The following is a 17,392-nucleotide window of genomic DNA, read 5'->3' on the forward strand; positions in this document are numbered from 1 at the left end:
CGGCGCGGCCGCGTCAGCGCCCGGCCGCGTCGCGCAGCGCGGAGAGCCCCTCCCGACCACCCGCCGGTGAGTGCCCGGCCCGCCGGGTCCGGGAGCGGCCGGTGCCCCCCGCGCCGTCGCCGTCGGCGGGCGCGGCGGCCGTCTCGGCCCGTCCGGGGACCAGGACCGCGCCGGGGCGGGCGCCTCCAGGCCCAGCTCCGCGGCGACGGCCGTGCCGGTGCGCGCCGCGACGGCGTCGGCCGCCTCCGCCGAGAACTCCCCGGCCGGGCTGCGCCCCAGGGACTTCTCCCACGGACCCAGCACCGGCCGTTCCGTGCCGGCCAGCTCGCGGACCACCTGCGGCACGTCCGCCTCGTCCGGGTCCCCGCCGTCGAGGCGCTGCACGCGGCGCTTCTGCAGCTCCACGAGCCCGGTGAGCAGCAGGGCGTCGTCCAGGCCCAGATCGCGGCCCCGGCGGGTGAAGCCCAGGCGGTAGATCATCGCCAGCCCGCGCGTGTGCACGAACCAGAGGTAGCCCAGGGCGGTCTCGGCCCCGACGTCGCCCTCCTCGGTGGCCACGAGCAGCAGGGAGTCGTCCCCCAGGTCCTCGAGCAGCTGCGTGATGAGCCGGGTGCGCAGCCCGATGTTGGCCAGCGCCCGGCTCTGCGCGGTGACCTCGCGCACGGTCACGCCGGGGGTGCGCAGGGCCGCCCGGCACCGGCCCAGCGTCGCCTCGGAGAGCCGGCGGGAGAGGTCCTGCTGGGTCTCCCCCAGCGGGACCTCCAGCCGGCGGGGCTCGTCGGGGCCGCCGCCGGTGGCCGGCCGCGCGAAGCCGGCGGCCGCCAGGGCCTCGGCCGTGCCCGGCGTGCGCAGCGTGTCGGGCTGGAAGCGCAGCAGCTCCGCCGCGTGCTCCTCCCGGACCCAGAGCGCCAGGGCCTCGGCGACCACCGGCAGGTCCTGGGGCCGGTGCACGTGGGCGTGCACCGTGCCGGCGACCACGCGCTCGGCCTCCGAGCGCAGGTGGAGCTGGGCGTAGCCCACGGTGCGCTGCTCGGCGTCGTGGACCATGACCCGGTCCACCCGCAGGCCCGGGCCCTCGGCCGAGATCTGGGCCTGGCCGATCCCCCACAGCTGCTGGGGGTGGCCGCCGGTCACCCGGACGGTGGCGTCCCAGGTCTTGCGGTTGGGGCACGGGCTGACCGTGGTGCTCACGATGGAGTCCTCCTCATCACCCGGGCGCCCCGCCCCGGTGGGGGGACCGCGGTCGGCGCCCGCAGTTCGGCACCAGTCTAGGGCGGCCGGTCGCCGCAGCGGCCCCCGGACACGGCATGACGGGGACGGCGAGGACCCCCCGTGCCGGTGGCCGGCCCGAGGGGTCCTGTGCCGGCCGGACGGGCCGGGGCGCCGGGGTCAGCGGCGGGCGTACTTCTCCCACTTCGCGGCGAGGTGCTCGGCCTCGACCATGCGCACGGTCCCGGAGCGGGAGCGCATCACGATGGACTGGGTGGTGATCCGCCGGCCGCGGTAGCGCACGCCCCGCAGCAGGTCGCCGTCGGTGATGCCCGTGGCGGCGAAGAAGCAGTTGTCGGAGGTGACGAGGTCGTCCGTGGAGAGCACCGCGTCGACGTCGAGCCCGGCGTCGACGGCCTTCTGCCGCTCCGCGTCGTCGACCGGCGCGAGCCGGCCCTGGATGATCCCGCCGGTGGCCTTGACGGCGCACGCGGTGACGATGCCCTCCGGGGTGCCGCCGATGCCCATCATGACGTCCACGCCGGTGCCCTCGCGGCACGCGGCGATCGCGCCGGCCACGTCCCCGTCGAGGATCATCCGGGTGCGGGCACCGGTCGCGCGGATCTCGTCGACGAGCTTCTGGTGCCGGGGGCGGTCCAGCACGCACACGGTGAGCTGGTTGACGTGGATGCCCTTGGCCTTGGCCACCAGGTGCAGGTTCTGCTTGACCGGCAGGCGCAGGTCCACGAAGTCCGCGGCCTCCGGGCCCACCACGAGCTTGTCCATGTAGAACACGGCCGAGGGGTCGAACATCGACCCGCCGTCGGCCACCGCGATGACGGCCAGGGCGTTGTTCATGCCCAGCGCCGTGAGGCGGGTGCCGTCGATGGGGTCCACCGCGACGTCGGAGGCCGGCCCGGAGCCGTCGCCCACCTGCTCGCCGTTGAACAGCATGGGCGCCTCGTCCTTCTCGCCCTCGCCGATGACCACGGTGCCGTTGAAGTGCACGGTGGAGAGCAGGGCCCGCATGGCGTCGACCGCGGCCCCGTCGGCGGCGTTCTTGTCGCCGGCGCCCACCCACTGGCCCCCGGCGATCGCCGCGGCCTCGGTCGTGCGCACCAGCTCCATCGCCAGGTTGCGGTCGGCCACGTTGTTGCTGGATGCCTTGGTCGTTCCGGGGGATTCCTGGGCCACGATGTTCCTCACCTTCGAGTTTCGGGTCTGCGGGCCACCGGGCCGGGATCGGCCGCGGCGCGGACCGCGTCCCGCCCAGCATATCGCCCGCCCGTCCGCGCGCTGGGAGCCGGTTCACAGTCAGCCCGGCGGTGCGACCGCGACCTCCCGGACAGGGCACAATGGACCCGTGAGTTCCCCGACCCCCGACCGTTCCGCCGAGCCGCCCGCGGACGCGCCCCGTGCGGCCGCGCCCGACCCCGGGACGCCGCCCCTGCCCCAGATCACGGAGAAGCAGGCGCGGCGGATCAACGCCCCCGTGCAGGGCATGATCATCTCGATGGCCGTCCTGCTGCTGCTGGTGCTGCCGTTCGTGTGGCTCCAGCCGCGCCCGGACGCCCAGCCGTACCGCCCCGACGTCGACGTGGCGCAGGAGGCGGACTACGTGGCCGAGGAGGCCCCGTTCCCGCCGGTCGTCCCCGAGCCGGGCGAGGACTGGACGGCCAACTACGCCCGCTGGGACGCCGGGGCCGCGGAGGGCGTGCCCTACTGGGAGATCGGCTGGGCCACCCCGCAGGGCAACTTCATCGGCCTCGTGCAGACGTCCCTGGCCAACCCCACGTGGCTGGCCCAGCAGACCGAGGCCGTGCCCGTCTCCGCGACCGCCGAGGCCGGGGGCGTGCAGTGGGACGTCCACGTCCGGGAGGAGTCCCGGGACCGGGACGCCCTGACCGTCTACTCCGGCGAGGTCGACGGCTCCACCGTGGTGCTCAAGGGCGACGCGCCCGGCGCCGAGCTGGACCACCTCGCCACCGCAGTGACCGCGGCACTCGCCGAGGTCTCCGACCCCGCACCCACGGAGCAGCCATGACCCCCGAGATCCGATCCGACGACTCCTCGCCCCGCACCCCGGCCGCCGCCTGGCAGCGCCTGCGCGAGGGCAACGCCCGCTTCGTGGCCGGCGAGTCCCTGCACCCCAACCAGGACGCCTCCCGCCGGCAGTCCGTGGCGGGCGGACAGGACCCGTTCGCGGTGATCTTCGGCTGCTCGGACTCCCGGCTGGCCGCCGAGATCATCTTCGACCTCGGGCTCGGGGACGCCTTCGTGGTCCGCACCGCCGGGCAGGTCATCGACGACGCCGTGCTCGGCTCGATCGAGTACGCCGTGGCCAACCTGGGCACCCCGCTGGTCATGGTCCTGGGCCACGACTCGTGCGGGGCGGTCAGCGCCACGCACGCGACCGCGCACTCCGGGGACATGCCGCGCGGCTTCCAGCGGGACCTCATCGAGCGGATCATGCCGTCCGTGCTCGACGCCCGGCGGCACGGGGAGCCCGACGTCAACTCGGCCGTGGTCGAGCACACCAAGCAGACGGCCTCCCGGCTGCTCGAGCAGTCGCGGATCATCAACGAGGCCGTCTCGCAGGGCGAGGTGGCCGTGGTGGGCGTCTTCTACCACCTGGAGGACGGGCAGGCCGAGCTCGTGCACGGCCACGGGACCTGGCTGCCGGCCCGCTGAGGACCCCGGACGCCGCGGGTCACCGTGCCGGGCGTCACCCCGGGCTGACCTAGACTGACGCCATGGCGAACACCACCACAGACACCACGGCAAACAGCACGGCAGCGTCCACCGAGTACCGCATCGAGCACGACACCATGGGCGAGGTGCGGGTGCCCGCACAGGCCCTGTACCGCGCCCAGACTCAGCGCGCCGTCGAGAACTTCCCCATCTCCGGCAGGACCCTCGAGCCCCAGCACATCGTCGCGCTGGCGCAGATCAAGAAGGCCGCCGCCCTGGCGAACGCGGAGCTGGGGGTGCTCGACGACGAGCGCGCCCGCGCGATCGCCGAGGCCGCGGACCAGGTCGCCACGGGCCGGTACGACGAGCACTTCCCGATCGACGTGTTCCAGACCGGCTCCGGGACGTCCTCCAACATGAACACCAACGAGGTCCTGGCCACCCTGGCCAGCCGGGCGCTGGAGGGCAAGGGCGTCGAGGTCCATCCCAACGACCACGTCAACGCCTCCCAGTCCTCCAACGACGTCTTCCCGACCTCCGTGCACGTGGCCGTCACGGGCGCCCTGGTCAACGACCTGGTCCCCGCCATGACGCAGCTCGCCGAGTCCCTCGAGCGCAAGGCCGCCGAGTTCCGGGACGTCGTGAAGTCGGGGCGCACGCACCTGATGGACGCCACCCCGGTGACCCTGGGCCAGGAGTTCGGCGGATACGCCGCCCAGGTGCGCTACGGCATCGAGCGCGTCCAGGCCGCCCTGCCCCGCGTGGCCGAGGTGCCCCTGGGCGGGACCGCCGTGGGCACCGGCATCAACACCCCCGCCGGGTTCTCCGCCCGCGTGATCGAGCTGCTGGCCGAGGAGACCGGACTGCCGATCACGGAGGCGCGCAACCACTTCGAGGCCCAGGCCAACCGGGACGGCCTCGTCGAGGCCTCGGGGCAGCTGCGCACCGTGGCCTACAGCTACATGAAGATCAACAACGACCTGCGCTGGATGGGCTCCGGCCCCAACACCGGCCTGGGCGAGATCCTCATCCCCGACCTGCAGCCGGGCTCCTCGATCATGCCGGGCAAGGTGAACCCGGTGATCTGCGAGTCCACGATCCAGGTCTGCGCCCAGGTGATCGGCAACGACACCACGGTGTCCCTGTCCTCCACCAACGGAGCCTTCGAACTCAACGTGGGCATCCCGGTCATGGCCTCCGCCCTGCTGGAATCGATCCGGCTGCTCGCCAACTCCTCGCGCGTCATGGCGGAGAAGATGATCGACGGGCTCGAGGCGAACGTGGAGCGCTGCCGGTTCCTGGCCGAGGCCTCCCCCTCCATCGTGACCCCGCTGAACAAGGCCATCGGCTACGAGGCCGCCGCGAAGATCGCCAAGCACGCCGTGGCGAACAAGATGACGGTGCGCGAGGCGACCCTCGCCCTGGGCTACGTCGAGAACGGGCAGCTCACCGAGGAGGAGCTGGACCGCGCGCTGGACGTCACCACGATGACGGGCCCCAACGACTGACCCGGCGCGAGGCACGCGCGGAAGGGGGTCGCCCCCGCACCGGACACGGTCCCGGTCGCGGCGACCCCTTTTCGTCGTCCGGCGGCTCCCGCCCCGGACCGGTGCTCCGGATCAGGAGGTCACGGCGGGGCCGGACTCGCCGGACTTGGAGAGCTCCTTGATGAACTCGTGGCACTGCTGGGCCCGTGCGGAGTCCTCGGACATCACCTTCTCGAAGAAGTCGGCGATGTCGTCGCGGCCGGCGTTGCGGGCGTCCCGCACGTACTGGCCGTAGTCGTGACCTGCTTTGAGCGCGTGGTACTGCACGGACACCAGGTCGTAGGTGACGTCGTCGAAACCGGTCTCTCCTGTGGCCATGTTGCTCCTCCTTGCTCGTCGGTGCTGCGGGTGCGGACGCTTCCGAGTCTAGGAACGTGTGCACCGGCCCACAAGTAAGCACGCTGTGTTTCTTGTGCGTCGTTCCCCCGCGGCGTCGGCCGCTCCCGGTCCGGACCGGGAGCGGCCGCCGGCTCAGACCACGAAGCGCGCCCGGCCGTCGTGGGCCAGGGCCGCGTCGAGCCGCGCCCGCTGGTGCGGCGGGAGCTCCGGGGTGTCGGCCGGGTGGTACCAGCCGACCTCGAGGGACTCGTCGTCGTTGACCCGGGCCTCCCCGGAGACCCAGCGGCAGCGGAAGGTGTGGTCGAGGAACTGGCACCGGTCCCCGTTGGGGTACTGCACCGGCTCGCCGGCCTTGATCGCCACGAGGTCCTCCACGACGGCGACGACGCCGGTCTCCTCCAGGCACTCCCGCACCGCCGTGACCGCCGGTTCCTCGCCGGGTTCCACGATCCCGCTGACCAGCCCCCAGTTGCCGTTGTCGCTGCGCCGGGCCAGCAGCACCCGGCCGTCGTCGCGCAGGACGACGGCGGTGACCGCGGGCAGCCAGAGCAGGTCGTGGCCGATCTTCTCGCGCAGGGAGAGGACGAACTCGGGGACGGGCATGGGCGCTCCTTGTCCGGCGGTGGTCGGCCCGGGGGCCGGGGGTCCCGGCCCATTCTGGCAGGCGCCCGCGGGCCGGCGCGGCACGGATCGCGCGGCACGGGCCGGCCGGGGCGCTCAGAGCAGCAGCAGCACCCCGAGGGCGCCGCTGATCATCGCCGGGCCGAAGGCCACGCGGGTCCGGGCCCCGGCCCGGCCCGCGACCACCAGCAGGGCCCCGGCCAGACCGCCGAGCACGAACCCGGCCGCCGCGCCGAGCACCGCGTGCCACACCGAGGCGAAGCCAGGCACATGCCCAGCAGCCCGGACAGCCGGACGTCGCCCATCCCCATCCCGGCGGGATGCAGCAGGCGGAGCAGGACGTAGATCCCGCCCATCACCGCCAGGCCCCACAGCATCCACAGCAGCCGCACCGGCTCCCCGGCCACGAGCGCCGCGGCGCCCAGCAGCCCGCCGCACACGGGATAGAGCGGGCGCACCACCCGGCCGGGCAGCAGGTGCTCGCGCACGTCCGTGCGCCACAGCCACGCGCACCCGCCGGCCAGCACCAGCAGGCCGGCCGCCGCGAGCGCCCCGGCGGCCCAGCCCGCGGCGTCCCCGCGGGCGAACTGGTCGGTCAGGAAGGCGCTCACACCGGGCATCGTAGCCGCCGGGCCGGCCGGCGGGCCCGGGCCCTGTGGACCGGTGCCGGCCTCTCTAGACTGGGGCCATGCCCCGCTCCCCCGCGCCCACCGATCCGGACGAGTTCGCCGCGCTGTGCCGGTCCTCGCCGTGGCGCTGGGACACCCTGCGCTTCGGGCTGTCCTGGCTCGCACCACCGGACCAGGCACCGCGCGAGCCGGTGCGGGCGTGGGTGCGCCGTCCGTCGGAGCTGCGCGTGGAGACCCTGGACGGGGTCCCCCTCTACACGGCCACCTCGCTGGAGCGCTCGCGCGACGACTTCTACGTGGCCTCCACCTCGTCGTCCTGGCTGCTCGCGCCGTCCCTCGTGACCCCGGTCTTCACCGACTCCGGCCTGGTGGAGCGCCGGCCGGAGGCCGCCTACGGGGACCCCGTCTTCGGCGGCGGCCGCTGGCAGGCCATCCTCGACCCGGTCGAGCTCGCCGGCAGCGCCCCCGTGCCGCCCTATCTGCCGGAGCGGCGCCCGTGCACCGTCGAGGAGGTCTTCACGGGCGTCCACCACGGGCGGGCGGTGCGCGGCGCGGTGGTGTCCCCGGGCTCCGCCTACACGCCGAGCACGCCGGGCCATCCGCTCGCCCCGGCCCGCACCCGGGTGCTGCTCGACGAGCGGACGGGCGTGTGCGTGCGCTCGGAGGTCCTCGAGGGGCCCCTCGCGGGCACCGGCCACGACCTGAGGATCGAGGCCGTCGACGACTACTTCATCGACGACCTCTTCACCTCCGTGCGGCTGGACCTCACCGACGTGAGCCGGCACCTGCCCTGGCCGGTCGGCCCCTGAGCCGACCGGCCACGGGCCGGCCTCAGGGCTCCAGGTCGCCCAGCACCTCCGTCACCAGCGCCGCGATCGGCGAGCGCTCCGAGCGGGTGAGGGTGACGTGGCCGAACAGCGGGTGGCCCTTGAGCGCCTCGACCACCGCGGTGACCCCGTCGTGGCGGCCCACCCGCAGGTTGTCGCGCTGGGCGACGTCGTGGGTCATGATCACCTTGGAGCCCTGGCCGATGCGGGAGAGCACCGTCAGGAGCACGTTCTTCTCGAGCGACTGGGCCTCGTCCACGATCACGAAGGCGTCGTGCAGGGAGCGGCCGCGGATGTGGGTCAGGGGCAGCACCTCGAGCATCCCGCGGTCGAGCACCTCCTCGACGACCTCCGGGGAGACCAGCGCCCCGAGGGTGTCGAAGACGGCCTGGCCCCACGGGTTCATCTTCTCCTCCTCGGAGCCGGGCAGGTAGCCCAGCTCCTGGCCGCCCACCGCGTAGAGCGGGCGGAACACCATGACCTTGCGGTGCTCGCGGCGCTCCATGACCGTCTCCAGGCCCGCGCACAGCGCCAGGGCGGACTTGCCGGTGCCGGCCCGGCCGCCGAGGGAGACGATGCCGACCTCGGGGTCCAGCAGCAGGTCGATGGCCAGCCGCTGCTCGGCGGAGCGGCCGTTGACGCCGAAGACGTCCCGGTCCCCGCGCACCACCCGGGCCGCACCGTCCGCGCGGATCCGCGCCAGGGCGCTGCCGCGGGTCGAGTGCAGGGTCAGGCCCGTGTTGGCCGGCAGGCCCTCCGTGCCCGGGACCACGACGGCCTCACCGGTGTAGAGCCGGTCCACGACGTCGTCGGGCACGTCCACGGACGCGGTGCCGGACCACTCGACGTCCGAGCCCACCCACTCCGCCCGGTACTCCTCGGCCTCCAGGCCCAGCGCGGAGGCCTTCACCCGCATCGGGAGGTCCTTGGACACGATGCACACGTCCCGGCCGTCGTTGGAGAGGCTCAGGGCCACCGCCAGGATCAGGGAGTCGTTGTCCTTGAGCCGGAAGCTCACGGGCAGCACGGTGTCCGAGACGTGGTTGAGCTCCACCACGAGGGTTCCGCCCTGGTCCCCGATCGGGACGGGACGGTTCAGCCCGTGGTGCTCCACCCGCAGGTCGTCGAGCAGGCGGAGGGCCTGCCGGGCGAAGTAGCCCAGCTCGGGGTCGTGCCGCTTGCCCTCCAGCTCGGTGATCACCACGACCGGCAGCACCACCTCGTGCTCGGCGAAGCGCAGGACGGCCCGTGGGTCGGACAGGAGCACCGAGGTGTCGATCACGTAGGAGCGCACCCCGGTCCGCGGCTGGGCGGCGCCCAGCGGGGCGGAGATGTCGACGATGCGCTCCGTGTTCTTGGAGATGCTCATGGCGGCCCTTCCTCCTCTGTCCGGCGGTCGGCGTCCGCGCCGCCCGCCTGAGGACAACGTACGCAGGCCGGACCCGCCGCGCGAGCAGAAACGGTGAACGAGGCGGAAATTGCCAGCGACGTCCCGGGGGTTCAGCCGCCGAAGCGCCGCTGGCGGGACGCGTAGTCGCGCAGCGCCCGCAGGAAGTCCACCCGCCGGAAGTCCGGCCACAGGGCCTCGCAGAAGTAGTACTCGCTGTAGGCGGACTGCCACATGAGGAAGCCGGAGAGCCGCTGCTCCCCCGAGGTGCGGATGAGCAGGTCCGGGTCCGGCTGCCCGCGGGTGTAGAGGTGCTCCGAGATGTGCTCCACCGACAGCTCCTGGGCCAGCTCCCGGACGTCGGCGCCGGCGTCGAGGGCCTCGGTGAGGACCTCCCGCACGGCGTCGACGATCTCCTGCCGGCCGCCGTAGCCCACCGCGATGTTCAGGTGCGGGCCGGCGTTGTCCGCCGTGCGCTCGGTGAGGTCGGCCAGGCACGCGGCCAGCCGCGGCGGCAGCATCTCGAGGGCGCCCACGGGCTGGACCCGGCAGATGCCCGTCTCGGAGAGGGTCTCCATGAGGTCCGAGATGATCTCGAGCAGGGGCTCCAGCTCCGCGGCCGGACGCTTGAGGTTCTCGGTGGAGAGGATGTAGAGGGTGACCACCTCGATGTCCAGCTCCCGGCACCAGCCCAGGAACTCCACGATCTTCTGCGCCCCCGCCTTGTGCCCGTCCGCGGTCGAGGCGCCGAACTGCTTGGCCCACCGCCGGTTCCCGTCCACGAGCACGCCGACGTGCTTGGGCAGCCGCCGCGGGTCGAGGTCGGCGGCGAGCCGGCGCTCGTAGAACCGGTAGAGCGGCCGTGGCTTGGGCATCTGTGGGTCCTCCCGAGGTCTCGCCCGCGGCGGGGGCCGCGGGTCCTGGTGCTGGTGCTCGTGCTGAGCGGGGTGCCTGGCGCGCCGCCGGAGCTGGTGGGGGCGGCGGGCCCGGCCGTGTCGGCGGTCACGGGCCCGGGCGGCGGCCGGGGACGCCTCCTAAACTACCCGGTGGAGGATCGTCCGGATTCACCGCAGCACGCCGGAAGGAACACCATGGAGCACTCGCACGGGGGGCCGGCCCGCGCCGCCGCAGAGCTCGGGGAGGCGATCGAGCACCGGCTCGAGGACCTCGCGGAGCGCAAGCCCGCGTGGCGGGGCTGGATCCACGCCGGCTTCACGCCCGTCGTCGTCGCCCTGGGGCTCGTGGCGATAATGCTCGCCCCGACCACGGAGCTGCGCATCGCGTGCGCTGTGTACGGGGTCACCGGGATCCTGCTGTTCGGCGTGTCGGCGATCTACCACCGCGCCTACTGGCCCCGCCGGCTGCACATGGTCCTGCGCCGGATGGACCACTCCAACATCGCCCTGCTGATCGCGGGGACCTACACCCCGCTGGCCGTCGCACTGCTGGCCCCGGACCAGTCCCGGGTGCTGCTGAGCGTGATCTGGGCCTGCGCCGCGGGGCTGGTGCTCTTCCGGCTGCTGTGGACGCTCGCGCCCCGGTGGCTCTACACCCCGCTCTACGTGGTGATGGGCTGCCTCGCCGTCGTCTACCTCCCCCAGTTCTGGCAGACCAGCCCGCCGGCGGCGGTGCTCACCGCGGCGGGCGGCGCCGCCTACATCACCGGCGCGGTGTTCTACGGCACCAAGCGCCCGCGGCTGCTGCCCGAGGTGTTCAGCTTCCACGAGATCTTCCACGCCTGCACGGTCCTCGGCTTCGGGCTGCACTACGTGGCGATCATGCTCGCGATGCTCGGCTGAGTCAGTCCCCCGCCGCCAGCTCCTCGCGCAGCTCGGCGACCGTGTGGACCGGGGCGCGGCAGGCGAAGTCCCGGCACACGTAGACCGTGAACCGCCCGCCCGGCGCCGTCCTCCCGCGTGCGGCGCCGGGCGCCCCGGGGGCGTCGGCGTCGATCACGTGGGTGCCCAGCACCGCGGCGGGCCCGACGGCGCGGCGGGCCTCGAGCTTGTCCTCGGCGGTCCCTCCGGCGAGCACCACGTGGGCCGGCGCGGAGCCCAGCTCGGCCTGCACGGTGAGGGCCCGTCCCGCGGCGCGGGGCGAGCGCTGGGCCAGGAGCTGCAGCGGACCGAGCAGGGACGGGACGAGCCGGGCGCGGGCCTCGTCCTCGTCCAGGGCCCACAGCTCCACGAGCACCGCCGCGAGCACGGCGGCGCCGGCGGGCGTGACGACGTCGAGGGGCTGGGCGCGCCCCGAGCCGCCGGCGGCCAGCAGCGGGGCGGGGACGTCGGCGAGGTCGGACCAGATCCGTCCCGGCGCCCGCTCCCCGCCGTCCGGGTCCGGGTCCGGGTGCGAGAAGCGCTCCTCGGCCGCGTCGGCGAGCGTGCGGGCCCGCCGGAGCCAGGCCGTGGCGCCGGTGGCCCGGTACAGGGCCAGGAACGCCTCGGCCAGCAGCGCGTAGTCCTCCAGCAGGCCCTCGATGGAGCGCTCCGCCGAGCCGGCGTGGCTGGTGCGCGCCAGCCGGCGGCGGCCGCCGTCCCAGTGCACCTCCCACAGGTGCCCGGCGGCCTCCTCGGCCGCGAGCAGCAGCGCGGGGTCCTCCAGCAGCACGCCGGCCTCGGCGAGGGCCGTGACGGCCAGCCCGTTCCACCCGGCCACGACCTTGTCGTCCCGGGCCGGGGCGGGCCGGGCCGCCCGGGCCGCCGCGAGCTCGGGGCGCGCGGCGTCCCACAGGGCCTGCTCCTCCTCGTCCAGGACGCGCCCCGGGTGCAGCGGCTGGGCGCGGCCGGCGGCCACCCCCATGAGGTCGGCCACGGCCGTGCCGCGCTCGGGGCCGAGCACCGCGGCCAGCTCGGCGCGGGTCCACACGTAGAAGGCGCCCTCCCCGCTGTGCACGTCCCCGTCCGCGGAGGGGCTGTCCGCGTCCAGGGAGGAGGCGAACGCCCCGCCGGGCAGGCGCAGCTCGCGCAGCAGGAACGCGGCCGTGGCCGCGGCCGTGCGCTCGTCGCCGCGGCCGGGCTCCCGGGCCGCGGCGCGCGCGTAGGCGCGCAGCAGCTGGGCGTTGTCGTAGAGCATCTTCTCGTAGTGCGGCAGGGACCACTCCCGGGTCACCGAGTAGCGGTAGAAGCCGCCGCCCACCTGGTCGAAGAGCGCGGAGACCCGCATGGCGCCGAGGGTCCGGCCCAGCAGGCCGCGGGCCTGCTCCGCGGCCGGTCCGCCGGGCCCGGCCGCGATCCGCTCCAGCAGCGGCAGCACGGTGGAGGGCGGGAACTTGGGGGCTCCGCCGAATCCGCCGTGGACCGGGTCCTCCTCCTGCAGGAGCACCTCGAGGGCCGCGGCGGTCGGGTCCGGGCCGTCCCCGGCCGCCGGCACGGGCACCGCGCCGGCGGCCAGGGCGGTGCGCAGGTCCTCCGCCTGTCCGGCGACGGCGCGGGCGACCGCGTCCGCGGCCTGCTCCAGCTCGCCGCGGCGGGTGGCCCACGCCTCCGTCACCGCCTCGAGCACCTGCCGGAAGGACGGCATGCCGTGGGCGGGGCGGGGCGGGAAGTAGGTGCCGGCGTGGAAGGCCCGGCCGTCCGGGGTGAGGAACACGCTCATGGGCCACCCGCCCTGGCTGGTGAGCAGCTGGGTGGCGCTCATGTAGACGGCGTCCACGTCGGGGCGCTCCTCCCGGTCCACCTTGACCGGCACGAAGTGCTCGTCGAGGTAGGCGCCGACCTCCGGGTCCTCGAAGGACTCGTGGGCCATCACGTGGCACCAGTGGCAGGCGGCGTAGCCGACCGAGAGGAACACCGGGACGTCGCGGCGGACGGCCTCGGCGAACGCGGCGTCGTCGAAGGGCTGCCAGGCCACGGGGTTGTCCGCGTGCTGGCGCAGGTAGGCGGAGGACTGTCCGGTCAGTCGGTTGGGCACGTGCGCTCCTCGGGTCTCGGGTCCGGCGCGGGGCCCCGAGGAAGGGGCCCCGGTCTCAGCCGCGCGGGTCGGGTCCTCCCGGGTCCTCGGCCGCAGAGCCCGGGGTCTCCCCGGCGGCCGGGGCGTCGGGGGCCTCCCGGGTGTAGCCGCCCACCTGCTCCTCGGCGGCGCGGCGCTCGGCGTACTCCGCGCGGTAGCGCATCCGCCGGTTGCGGCGGTTGAAGTCGAGCACGAGCAGGATCACGGCCACCGCGAGCACCAGGGACATGAGGAAGCCGGCCACCCCGGGGGTCACCTGGCTGGGGTCCAGCCCGGGGCGCAGCGTGCCCTCGTCGATCGGGTTGGGCGCCATCGCGGGGAGCAGGGCGAGCACGTTCAGCACGGCGGTCATCTCCTCGTTCAGCCCAGGATCCCGGCGAACAGGTCGTTCTCCGGCAGTGCGGTGGACACCCGCGAGTCCGCCAGCACGTAGTCCTCCCACGGCCACACCTCGGCCTGCATCTCGGCGGAGACGGCGAAGAACATCCCGTCCGGGGCCACCTGGGTGCGGTGGCTGCGCAGCGCCTCGTCCCGGCGCACGAAGGCGTCCGGGCACTGGATCTTGGTGGTGGTCTCGTGCCGGGGGGCGGGCGGGCGGTGGCCCTCCGGGTCGGTCTCCTGCCAGGCCGCGATCCGCTCCGCGTACGGCGACTGCAGGCCGCGCTGCTCGAGGGCCTCGTGCAGGGCGACGAAGCGCTCGAGGTTGAAGGCCCGGTCGTAATAGAGCTTCAGCGGCGTCCAGGGCTCGCCGAGGCCCGGGTACCGGTCGGGGTCGCCGGCGGCGCGGAACGCCTCGACCGAGACGTTGTGGGTCTGGATGTGGTCCGGGTGCGGATACCCGCCGTTCTCGTCGTACGTGAGGATCACGTGCGGGCGGAACTCGCGCACGAGCCGCACCAGCGGGGCGGCGGCCCGCTCCAGCGGCTGCAGGGCGAAGCAGCCCCACGGCAGCGGCGGCAGCGGGTCGCCCTCGGGCAGGCCCGAGTCCATGAAGCCCAGCCACCGGTGCTGGATCTCCAGTGCGGCGGCGGCCTGGGCCATCTCCAGCCGGCGCAGGCCGGTCAGGTCCCGCTCGGCGTAGGGGTGGCCCTCCATCTCCCCGTTGAGGATCGAACCGCGCTCCCCTCCGGTGCACGTGGCCACCATGACCTCGACCCCCTGCCGGACGTAGTGGGCCATGGTCGCGGCACCCTTGCTCGACTCGTCGTCGGGGTGGGCGTGGACGGCCAGCAGGCGCATCTGGGACAGGGAGGTCACTCGGGAGGTCCTCTCGGGATCGGTCGGGGGTGGTGCGGCACGGCCGCTGCGGGCACGGGCCGCCCTCCATTTTACGCGTCCGCGGGGCCGCGGCGTGCCCGGGATGCTCCCAGCGGGCTCGGCTACAGTGGACGGGCGGTCGCCGGGCCCGGCGCCGCCTTCCCCGTTGCCGAGACCCGAGGCCGCCGTGTCCACCGACTCCCCCGCACTGCTCCGCGACCGCTACGGACGCCCCGCCCGTGCCCGCCGGCTCGGCCCGCGCGGCTGGCTGGGCCTGCTGGTGCTGGCGACCCTCCTCGCGGCCGTGTTCATCGTGTGGGTGGTCACCGCCCGGGGCGCGGCGCCCACGTTCAAGGACATCGGCTTCCAGGTCGTCTCCGAGGCGCGGGTGACGGCGGACTTCGACCTCACCAAGCGTCCCGGCGACGTGGTGACCTGCGCGGTCAGCGCCCTGAACGAGGAGTACGCCGTGGTGGGCTGGGCGGAGGTGACCGTCGGGGCGGTGGCCGAGGAGCAGCTGGGCGACGGCGGGACGAGCACCCACCGCGCCTCCGTGCGCACCACGAACCTGGCCACCACCGCGGTCGTCGACTCCTGCTGGGTCGAGGACGGCACGGCCGCCGCGGACGTGTCGTAAACCTCACCGTGCTTTGGGCCTTCCCCCGGCCGCGCCTAGACTGGGAGGTCAGGACTCCCCGTCCCCGGCCACCGGGCACCGTCCGCACGGACGGCCCGGCACCGGGGCGGGGACTTTGCGTTATGCGGATCCCCGCACCGACGACGGCGCCCGCGCCGTCGCTCCGGTCCGCCGCCGCCCGGGACGCCCCGGGCGGGCTCCGGCGGTCCGGCCGTCCGTCCACCGAGGAGAGAATGTGACCAAGACCAGCAACCAGGGCGCCTGGCTGACCCAGGAGGCCTACGACCGTCTGAAGAAGGAGCTCGACTACATCTCCGGGCCGTACCGGCACGAGATCGTGGAGCGCATCGACCAGGCCCGCTCGGAGGGCGACCTCAAGGAGAACGGCGGCTACCACGCCGCCCGCGAGGAGCAGGGCAAGAACGAGGGCCGCATCGCCCACCTCAAGGGCCTGCTCGAGAACGCCCAGGTCGGCGAGGCCCCTGCGGACGACGGGATCGTGGAGGCCGGCATGGTCGTCACCGCGGAGATCGCCGGGGAGCCGATGACCTTCCTGATCGGCTCCCGCGAGGTGGCCGAGGACCTGGCCGCCGGCAGCGACCTGGAGGTGTTCTCCGAGAAGTCCCCGATGGGCTCGGCCATCTCCGGTCACCAGGTCGGCGACGAGCTGTCCTACACCGCGCCCAACGGCAAGCAGATCCCGGTCAAGATCCTGGACGCCAAGCCGTTCCAGGGCTGAGCGTGCCGTGACGACCCACTGGCTGCGCAGCCCCGGGCCCGGCACCCGGGCCCTCATGGTGCTCACCGTGGTGCTCGGCGTCGTCGCCGTGGTCCTGCACTTCGCCGGCCAGGGCGATCCGGCGGCGAGCGCCCCCGGCAGCCTGCGCAACGTCTTCGTGTTCGCGACGTTCGTCAGCGGCTTCGCCACCTACCTCACCGGGCGGCGTCGCTCCTGACGTCGCGCCCGCGCGCACGGCAGCGGCGCCGGTCCCCACGGGGGCCGGCGCCGTCGCCGTGCCGGGCGCGGCGCGCACCGGCGGGGCGCTCAGTGCACGACGACGGGGTGGAACCCCTCGGCCTCGAGCGCCCGGAGGACCTGGCGGCAGTGCTCGTGGCCCTTGGTCTCCATGTCGATCGTGATGGAGACGTCGCCCATGCTGAGCGCGCCGCCGATGCGGGTGTGGTCCACGCCGGTGACGTTGGCGTCCTGCACGGCGATGACCTTGGAGATCAGCGCCAGCTCGCCCGGCCGGTCGGTGAGCATCATCTTGATCGTCATGTACCGCCCGGCGGCGGAGAGGCCGCGCTGGATGACCTTGAGCATGAGCATGGGGTCGATGTTGCCGCCGGAGAGCACCACCGCGGTGCTGCCCAGGTCCGGGTACCGCTCCTGCAGCCGGCCGTCCAGCAGGGCGGCGACCCCCACGGCGCCGGCGGGCTCCACCACGAGCTTGTTGCGCTCCAGCAGGAAGATCAGCGCCTGGGCGAGGGAGTCCTCGGAGACCGTCACGACGTCGTCGACGAGCTCCTTGATGATGCTGAAGGGCAGCTGGCCCGGCTTCCCCACGGCGATGCCGTCGGCGATGGTCGAGACGCGCTCGAGGGTCACCAGGGCGTCCCCGGCGAGGGACGGCGGATAGGCGGCGGCGTTCTCCGCCTGCACGCCGATCAGCCGGATCGGCCGGCCCAGCTGCTCCGCGCGGGCCTTGACGGCCACGGCCACCCCGGCGAGCAGCCCGCCGCCGCCCACACCGGTGATCACGGTGTCGACGTCGGGGATCTGGTCGAGGAGCTCCAGGCCCAGGGTGCCCTGGCCGGCCACGATGTCCGTGTGGTCGAAGGGGTGGACGAAGACCGCCCCGGTCCGCTCGGCGTGGCGCTGCGCCTCGGCGAGCGCCTCGTCCACCGCGTCGCCGTGCAGCACGACCTCCGCGCCGTGGTCCCGGGTCGCGGCGACCTTGGGCAGGGCCGCACCCATGGGCATGTAGATGCGGGCGGTGATCCCCAGCCGGTCTGCGGCGAGGGCGACTCCCTGGGCGTGGTTGCCGGCGGAGGCGGCCACCACCCCGCGTGCCTTCTCCTCGGCGGTGAGCTTGGCCATCCGCACGTAGGCGCCGCGGACCTTGAAGGAGCCCGCGCGCTGGAGGTTCTCGGCCTTGAGGTTGACCTCGGTGCCGACCAGGCGGGAGAGGGCCCGCGAGTGGGCCACCGGCGTCCGGTCGATCACCCCGTCGAGCAGTGCGGCGGCGTCCTCGATGTCGGCGAGGCGGACGGGCAGGGCGGCCAGGCTCACGGTGGGT

19 protein-coding genes are annotated in these 17,392 nt (G+C 74.4%); 8 read left to right on the top strand and 11 right to left on the bottom strand.

What is annotated here, in order from left to right; genetic code table 11:
- The coding region (locus BJF77_RS15970) for a hypothetical protein (protein WP_075872787.1) at nt 1-1,191 on the bottom strand (1,191 nt) is incomplete at its 3' end.
- A gap of 198 nt (nt 1,192-1,389) precedes the next feature.
- Nucleotides 1,390-2,337: a class II fructose-bisphosphatase gene (gene glpX / locus BJF77_RS15975; RefSeq protein WP_047804115.1), complete on the bottom strand. Its 948-nt coding sequence runs from the start codon at nt 2,335-2,337 to the stop codon at nt 1,390-1,392.
- Between the two features lie 235 nt (nt 2,338-2,572).
- On the opposite strand from glpX, the gene BJF77_RS15980 reads away from it, so the two are divergent.
- The 3 genes from BJF77_RS15980 (at nt 2,573) to BJF77_RS15990 (ending at nt 5,408) form a co-directional block, all read left to right on the top strand.
- Complete coding sequence (locus BJF77_RS15980; RefSeq protein WP_075872788.1) at nt 2,573-3,253, top strand: DUF4245 domain-containing protein; 681 nt, start codon at nt 2,573-2,575, stop codon at nt 3,251-3,253.
- A complete protein-coding gene (locus tag BJF77_RS15985) occupies nt 3,250-3,900 on the top strand; it encodes a carbonic anhydrase (protein WP_075872789.1) in 651 nt (216 codons plus the stop codon). The genes BJF77_RS15980 and BJF77_RS15985 overlap by 4 nt, the downstream gene beginning before the upstream one ends.
- A gap of 62 nt (nt 3,901-3,962) precedes the next feature.
- Nucleotides 3,963-5,408, top strand: a complete 1,446-nt coding sequence (locus tag BJF77_RS15990; RefSeq protein WP_075872790.1) for a class II fumarate hydratase — start codon at nt 3,963-3,965, stop codon at nt 5,406-5,408.
- Nucleotides 5,409-5,519: 111 nt separating this feature from the next.
- On the opposite strand, the gene BJF77_RS15995 is transcribed toward BJF77_RS15990, so the two are convergent.
- The 3 genes from BJF77_RS15995 to BJF77_RS16005 form a co-directional block, all read right to left on the bottom strand.
- A complete protein-coding gene (locus BJF77_RS15995) occupies nt 5,520-5,765 on the bottom strand; it encodes a hypothetical protein (protein ID WP_047804076.1) in 246 nt (81 codons plus the stop codon).
- Nucleotides 5,766-5,918: 153 nt separating this feature from the next.
- Nucleotides 5,919-6,389, bottom strand: a complete 471-nt coding sequence (locus tag BJF77_RS16000; protein WP_075872791.1) for an NUDIX domain-containing protein — start codon at nt 6,387-6,389, stop codon at nt 5,919-5,921.
- A gap of 149 nt (nt 6,390-6,538) precedes the next feature.
- On the bottom strand, nt 6,539-7,018 hold the full coding sequence (locus BJF77_RS16005) for a prepilin peptidase (RefSeq protein WP_255396316.1): 480 nt from the start codon (nt 7,016-7,018) through the stop codon (nt 6,539-6,541).
- Nucleotides 7,019-7,095: 77 nt separating this feature from the next.
- Here BJF77_RS16005 and BJF77_RS16010 point away from each other — a divergent pair, with 77 nt between their 5' ends.
- Nucleotides 7,096-7,845 (top strand): hypothetical protein, encoded by a 750-nt coding sequence (locus tag BJF77_RS16010; protein WP_075872792.1) that lies wholly within the window; start codon nt 7,096-7,098, stop codon nt 7,843-7,845.
- A gap of 22 nt (nt 7,846-7,867) precedes the next feature.
- Here BJF77_RS16010 and BJF77_RS16015 read toward each other — a convergent pair whose 3' ends face one another.
- Both BJF77_RS16015 and BJF77_RS16020 read right to left on the bottom strand, forming a co-directional pair.
- Nucleotides 7,868-9,232 (bottom strand): PhoH family protein, encoded by a 1,365-nt coding sequence (locus tag BJF77_RS16015; protein WP_082157451.1) that lies wholly within the window; start codon nt 9,230-9,232, stop codon nt 7,868-7,870.
- A gap of 131 nt (nt 9,233-9,363) precedes the next feature.
- A complete protein-coding gene (locus BJF77_RS16020; RefSeq protein ID WP_075872793.1) occupies nt 9,364-10,125 on the bottom strand; it encodes an isoprenyl transferase in 762 nt (253 codons plus the stop codon).
- Nucleotides 10,126-10,341: 216 nt separating this feature from the next.
- Here BJF77_RS16020 and BJF77_RS16025 point away from each other — a divergent pair, with 216 nt between their 5' ends.
- Nucleotides 10,342-11,049 carry a hemolysin III family protein gene (locus BJF77_RS16025; protein WP_075872794.1) on the top strand — a complete coding sequence of 236 codons (708 nt, stop codon included), beginning with the start codon at nt 10,342-10,344 and terminating at the stop codon, nt 11,047-11,049.
- A gap of 1 nt (nt 11,050) precedes the next feature.
- Here BJF77_RS16025 and BJF77_RS16030 read toward each other — a convergent pair whose 3' ends face one another.
- Genes BJF77_RS16030 through mca form a run of 3 tightly spaced genes read right to left on the bottom strand, consistent with a single transcriptional unit; the run spans nt 11,051 to nt 14,437 of the window.
- Nucleotides 11,051-13,159, bottom strand: coding sequence for a thioredoxin domain-containing protein (locus BJF77_RS16030; protein ID WP_075872795.1), 2,109 nt, complete (start codon nt 13,157-13,159; stop codon nt 11,051-11,053).
- 55 nt (nt 13,160-13,214) lie between these two features.
- A complete protein-coding gene (locus tag BJF77_RS16035) occupies nt 13,215-13,550 on the bottom strand; it encodes a hypothetical protein (RefSeq protein ID WP_047804070.1) in 336 nt (111 codons plus the stop codon).
- 8 nt (nt 13,551-13,558) lie between these two features.
- Nucleotides 13,559-14,437, bottom strand: a complete 879-nt coding sequence (gene mca / locus BJF77_RS16040) for a mycothiol conjugate amidase Mca (RefSeq protein WP_047804112.1) — start codon at nt 14,435-14,437, stop codon at nt 13,559-13,561.
- A gap of 184 nt (nt 14,438-14,621) precedes the next feature.
- Here mca and BJF77_RS16045 point away from each other — a divergent pair, with 184 nt between their 5' ends.
- The 3 genes from BJF77_RS16045 (at nt 14,622) to BJF77_RS16055 (ending at nt 16,048) form a co-directional block, all read left to right on the top strand.
- Nucleotides 14,622-15,092 (top strand): DUF4307 domain-containing protein, encoded by a 471-nt coding sequence (locus tag BJF77_RS16045; RefSeq protein ID WP_255396317.1) that lies wholly within the window; start codon nt 14,622-14,624, stop codon nt 15,090-15,092.
- 235 nt (nt 15,093-15,327) lie between these two features.
- Complete coding sequence (gene greA, locus BJF77_RS16050) at nt 15,328-15,831, top strand: transcription elongation factor GreA (RefSeq protein WP_047804068.1); 504 nt, start codon at nt 15,328-15,330, stop codon at nt 15,829-15,831.
- Nucleotides 15,832-15,838: 7 nt separating this feature from the next.
- Nucleotides 15,839-16,048 (top strand): hypothetical protein, encoded by a 210-nt coding sequence (locus BJF77_RS16055; protein WP_047804067.1) that lies wholly within the window; start codon nt 15,839-15,841, stop codon nt 16,046-16,048.
- Between the two features lie 89 nt (nt 16,049-16,137).
- Here BJF77_RS16055 and ilvA read toward each other — a convergent pair whose 3' ends face one another.
- A complete protein-coding gene (ilvA, locus tag BJF77_RS16060; protein ID WP_047804066.1) occupies nt 16,138-17,385 on the bottom strand; it encodes a threonine ammonia-lyase in 1,248 nt (415 codons plus the stop codon).
- Between the last annotated feature and the right edge of the window lie 7 nt (nt 17,386-17,392).

The organism is Kocuria sp. CNJ-770, assembly GCF_001942375.1.
GTDB classification, from domain to species: Bacteria; Actinomycetota; Actinomycetes; order Actinomycetales; family Micrococcaceae; genus Kocuria; species Kocuria oceani.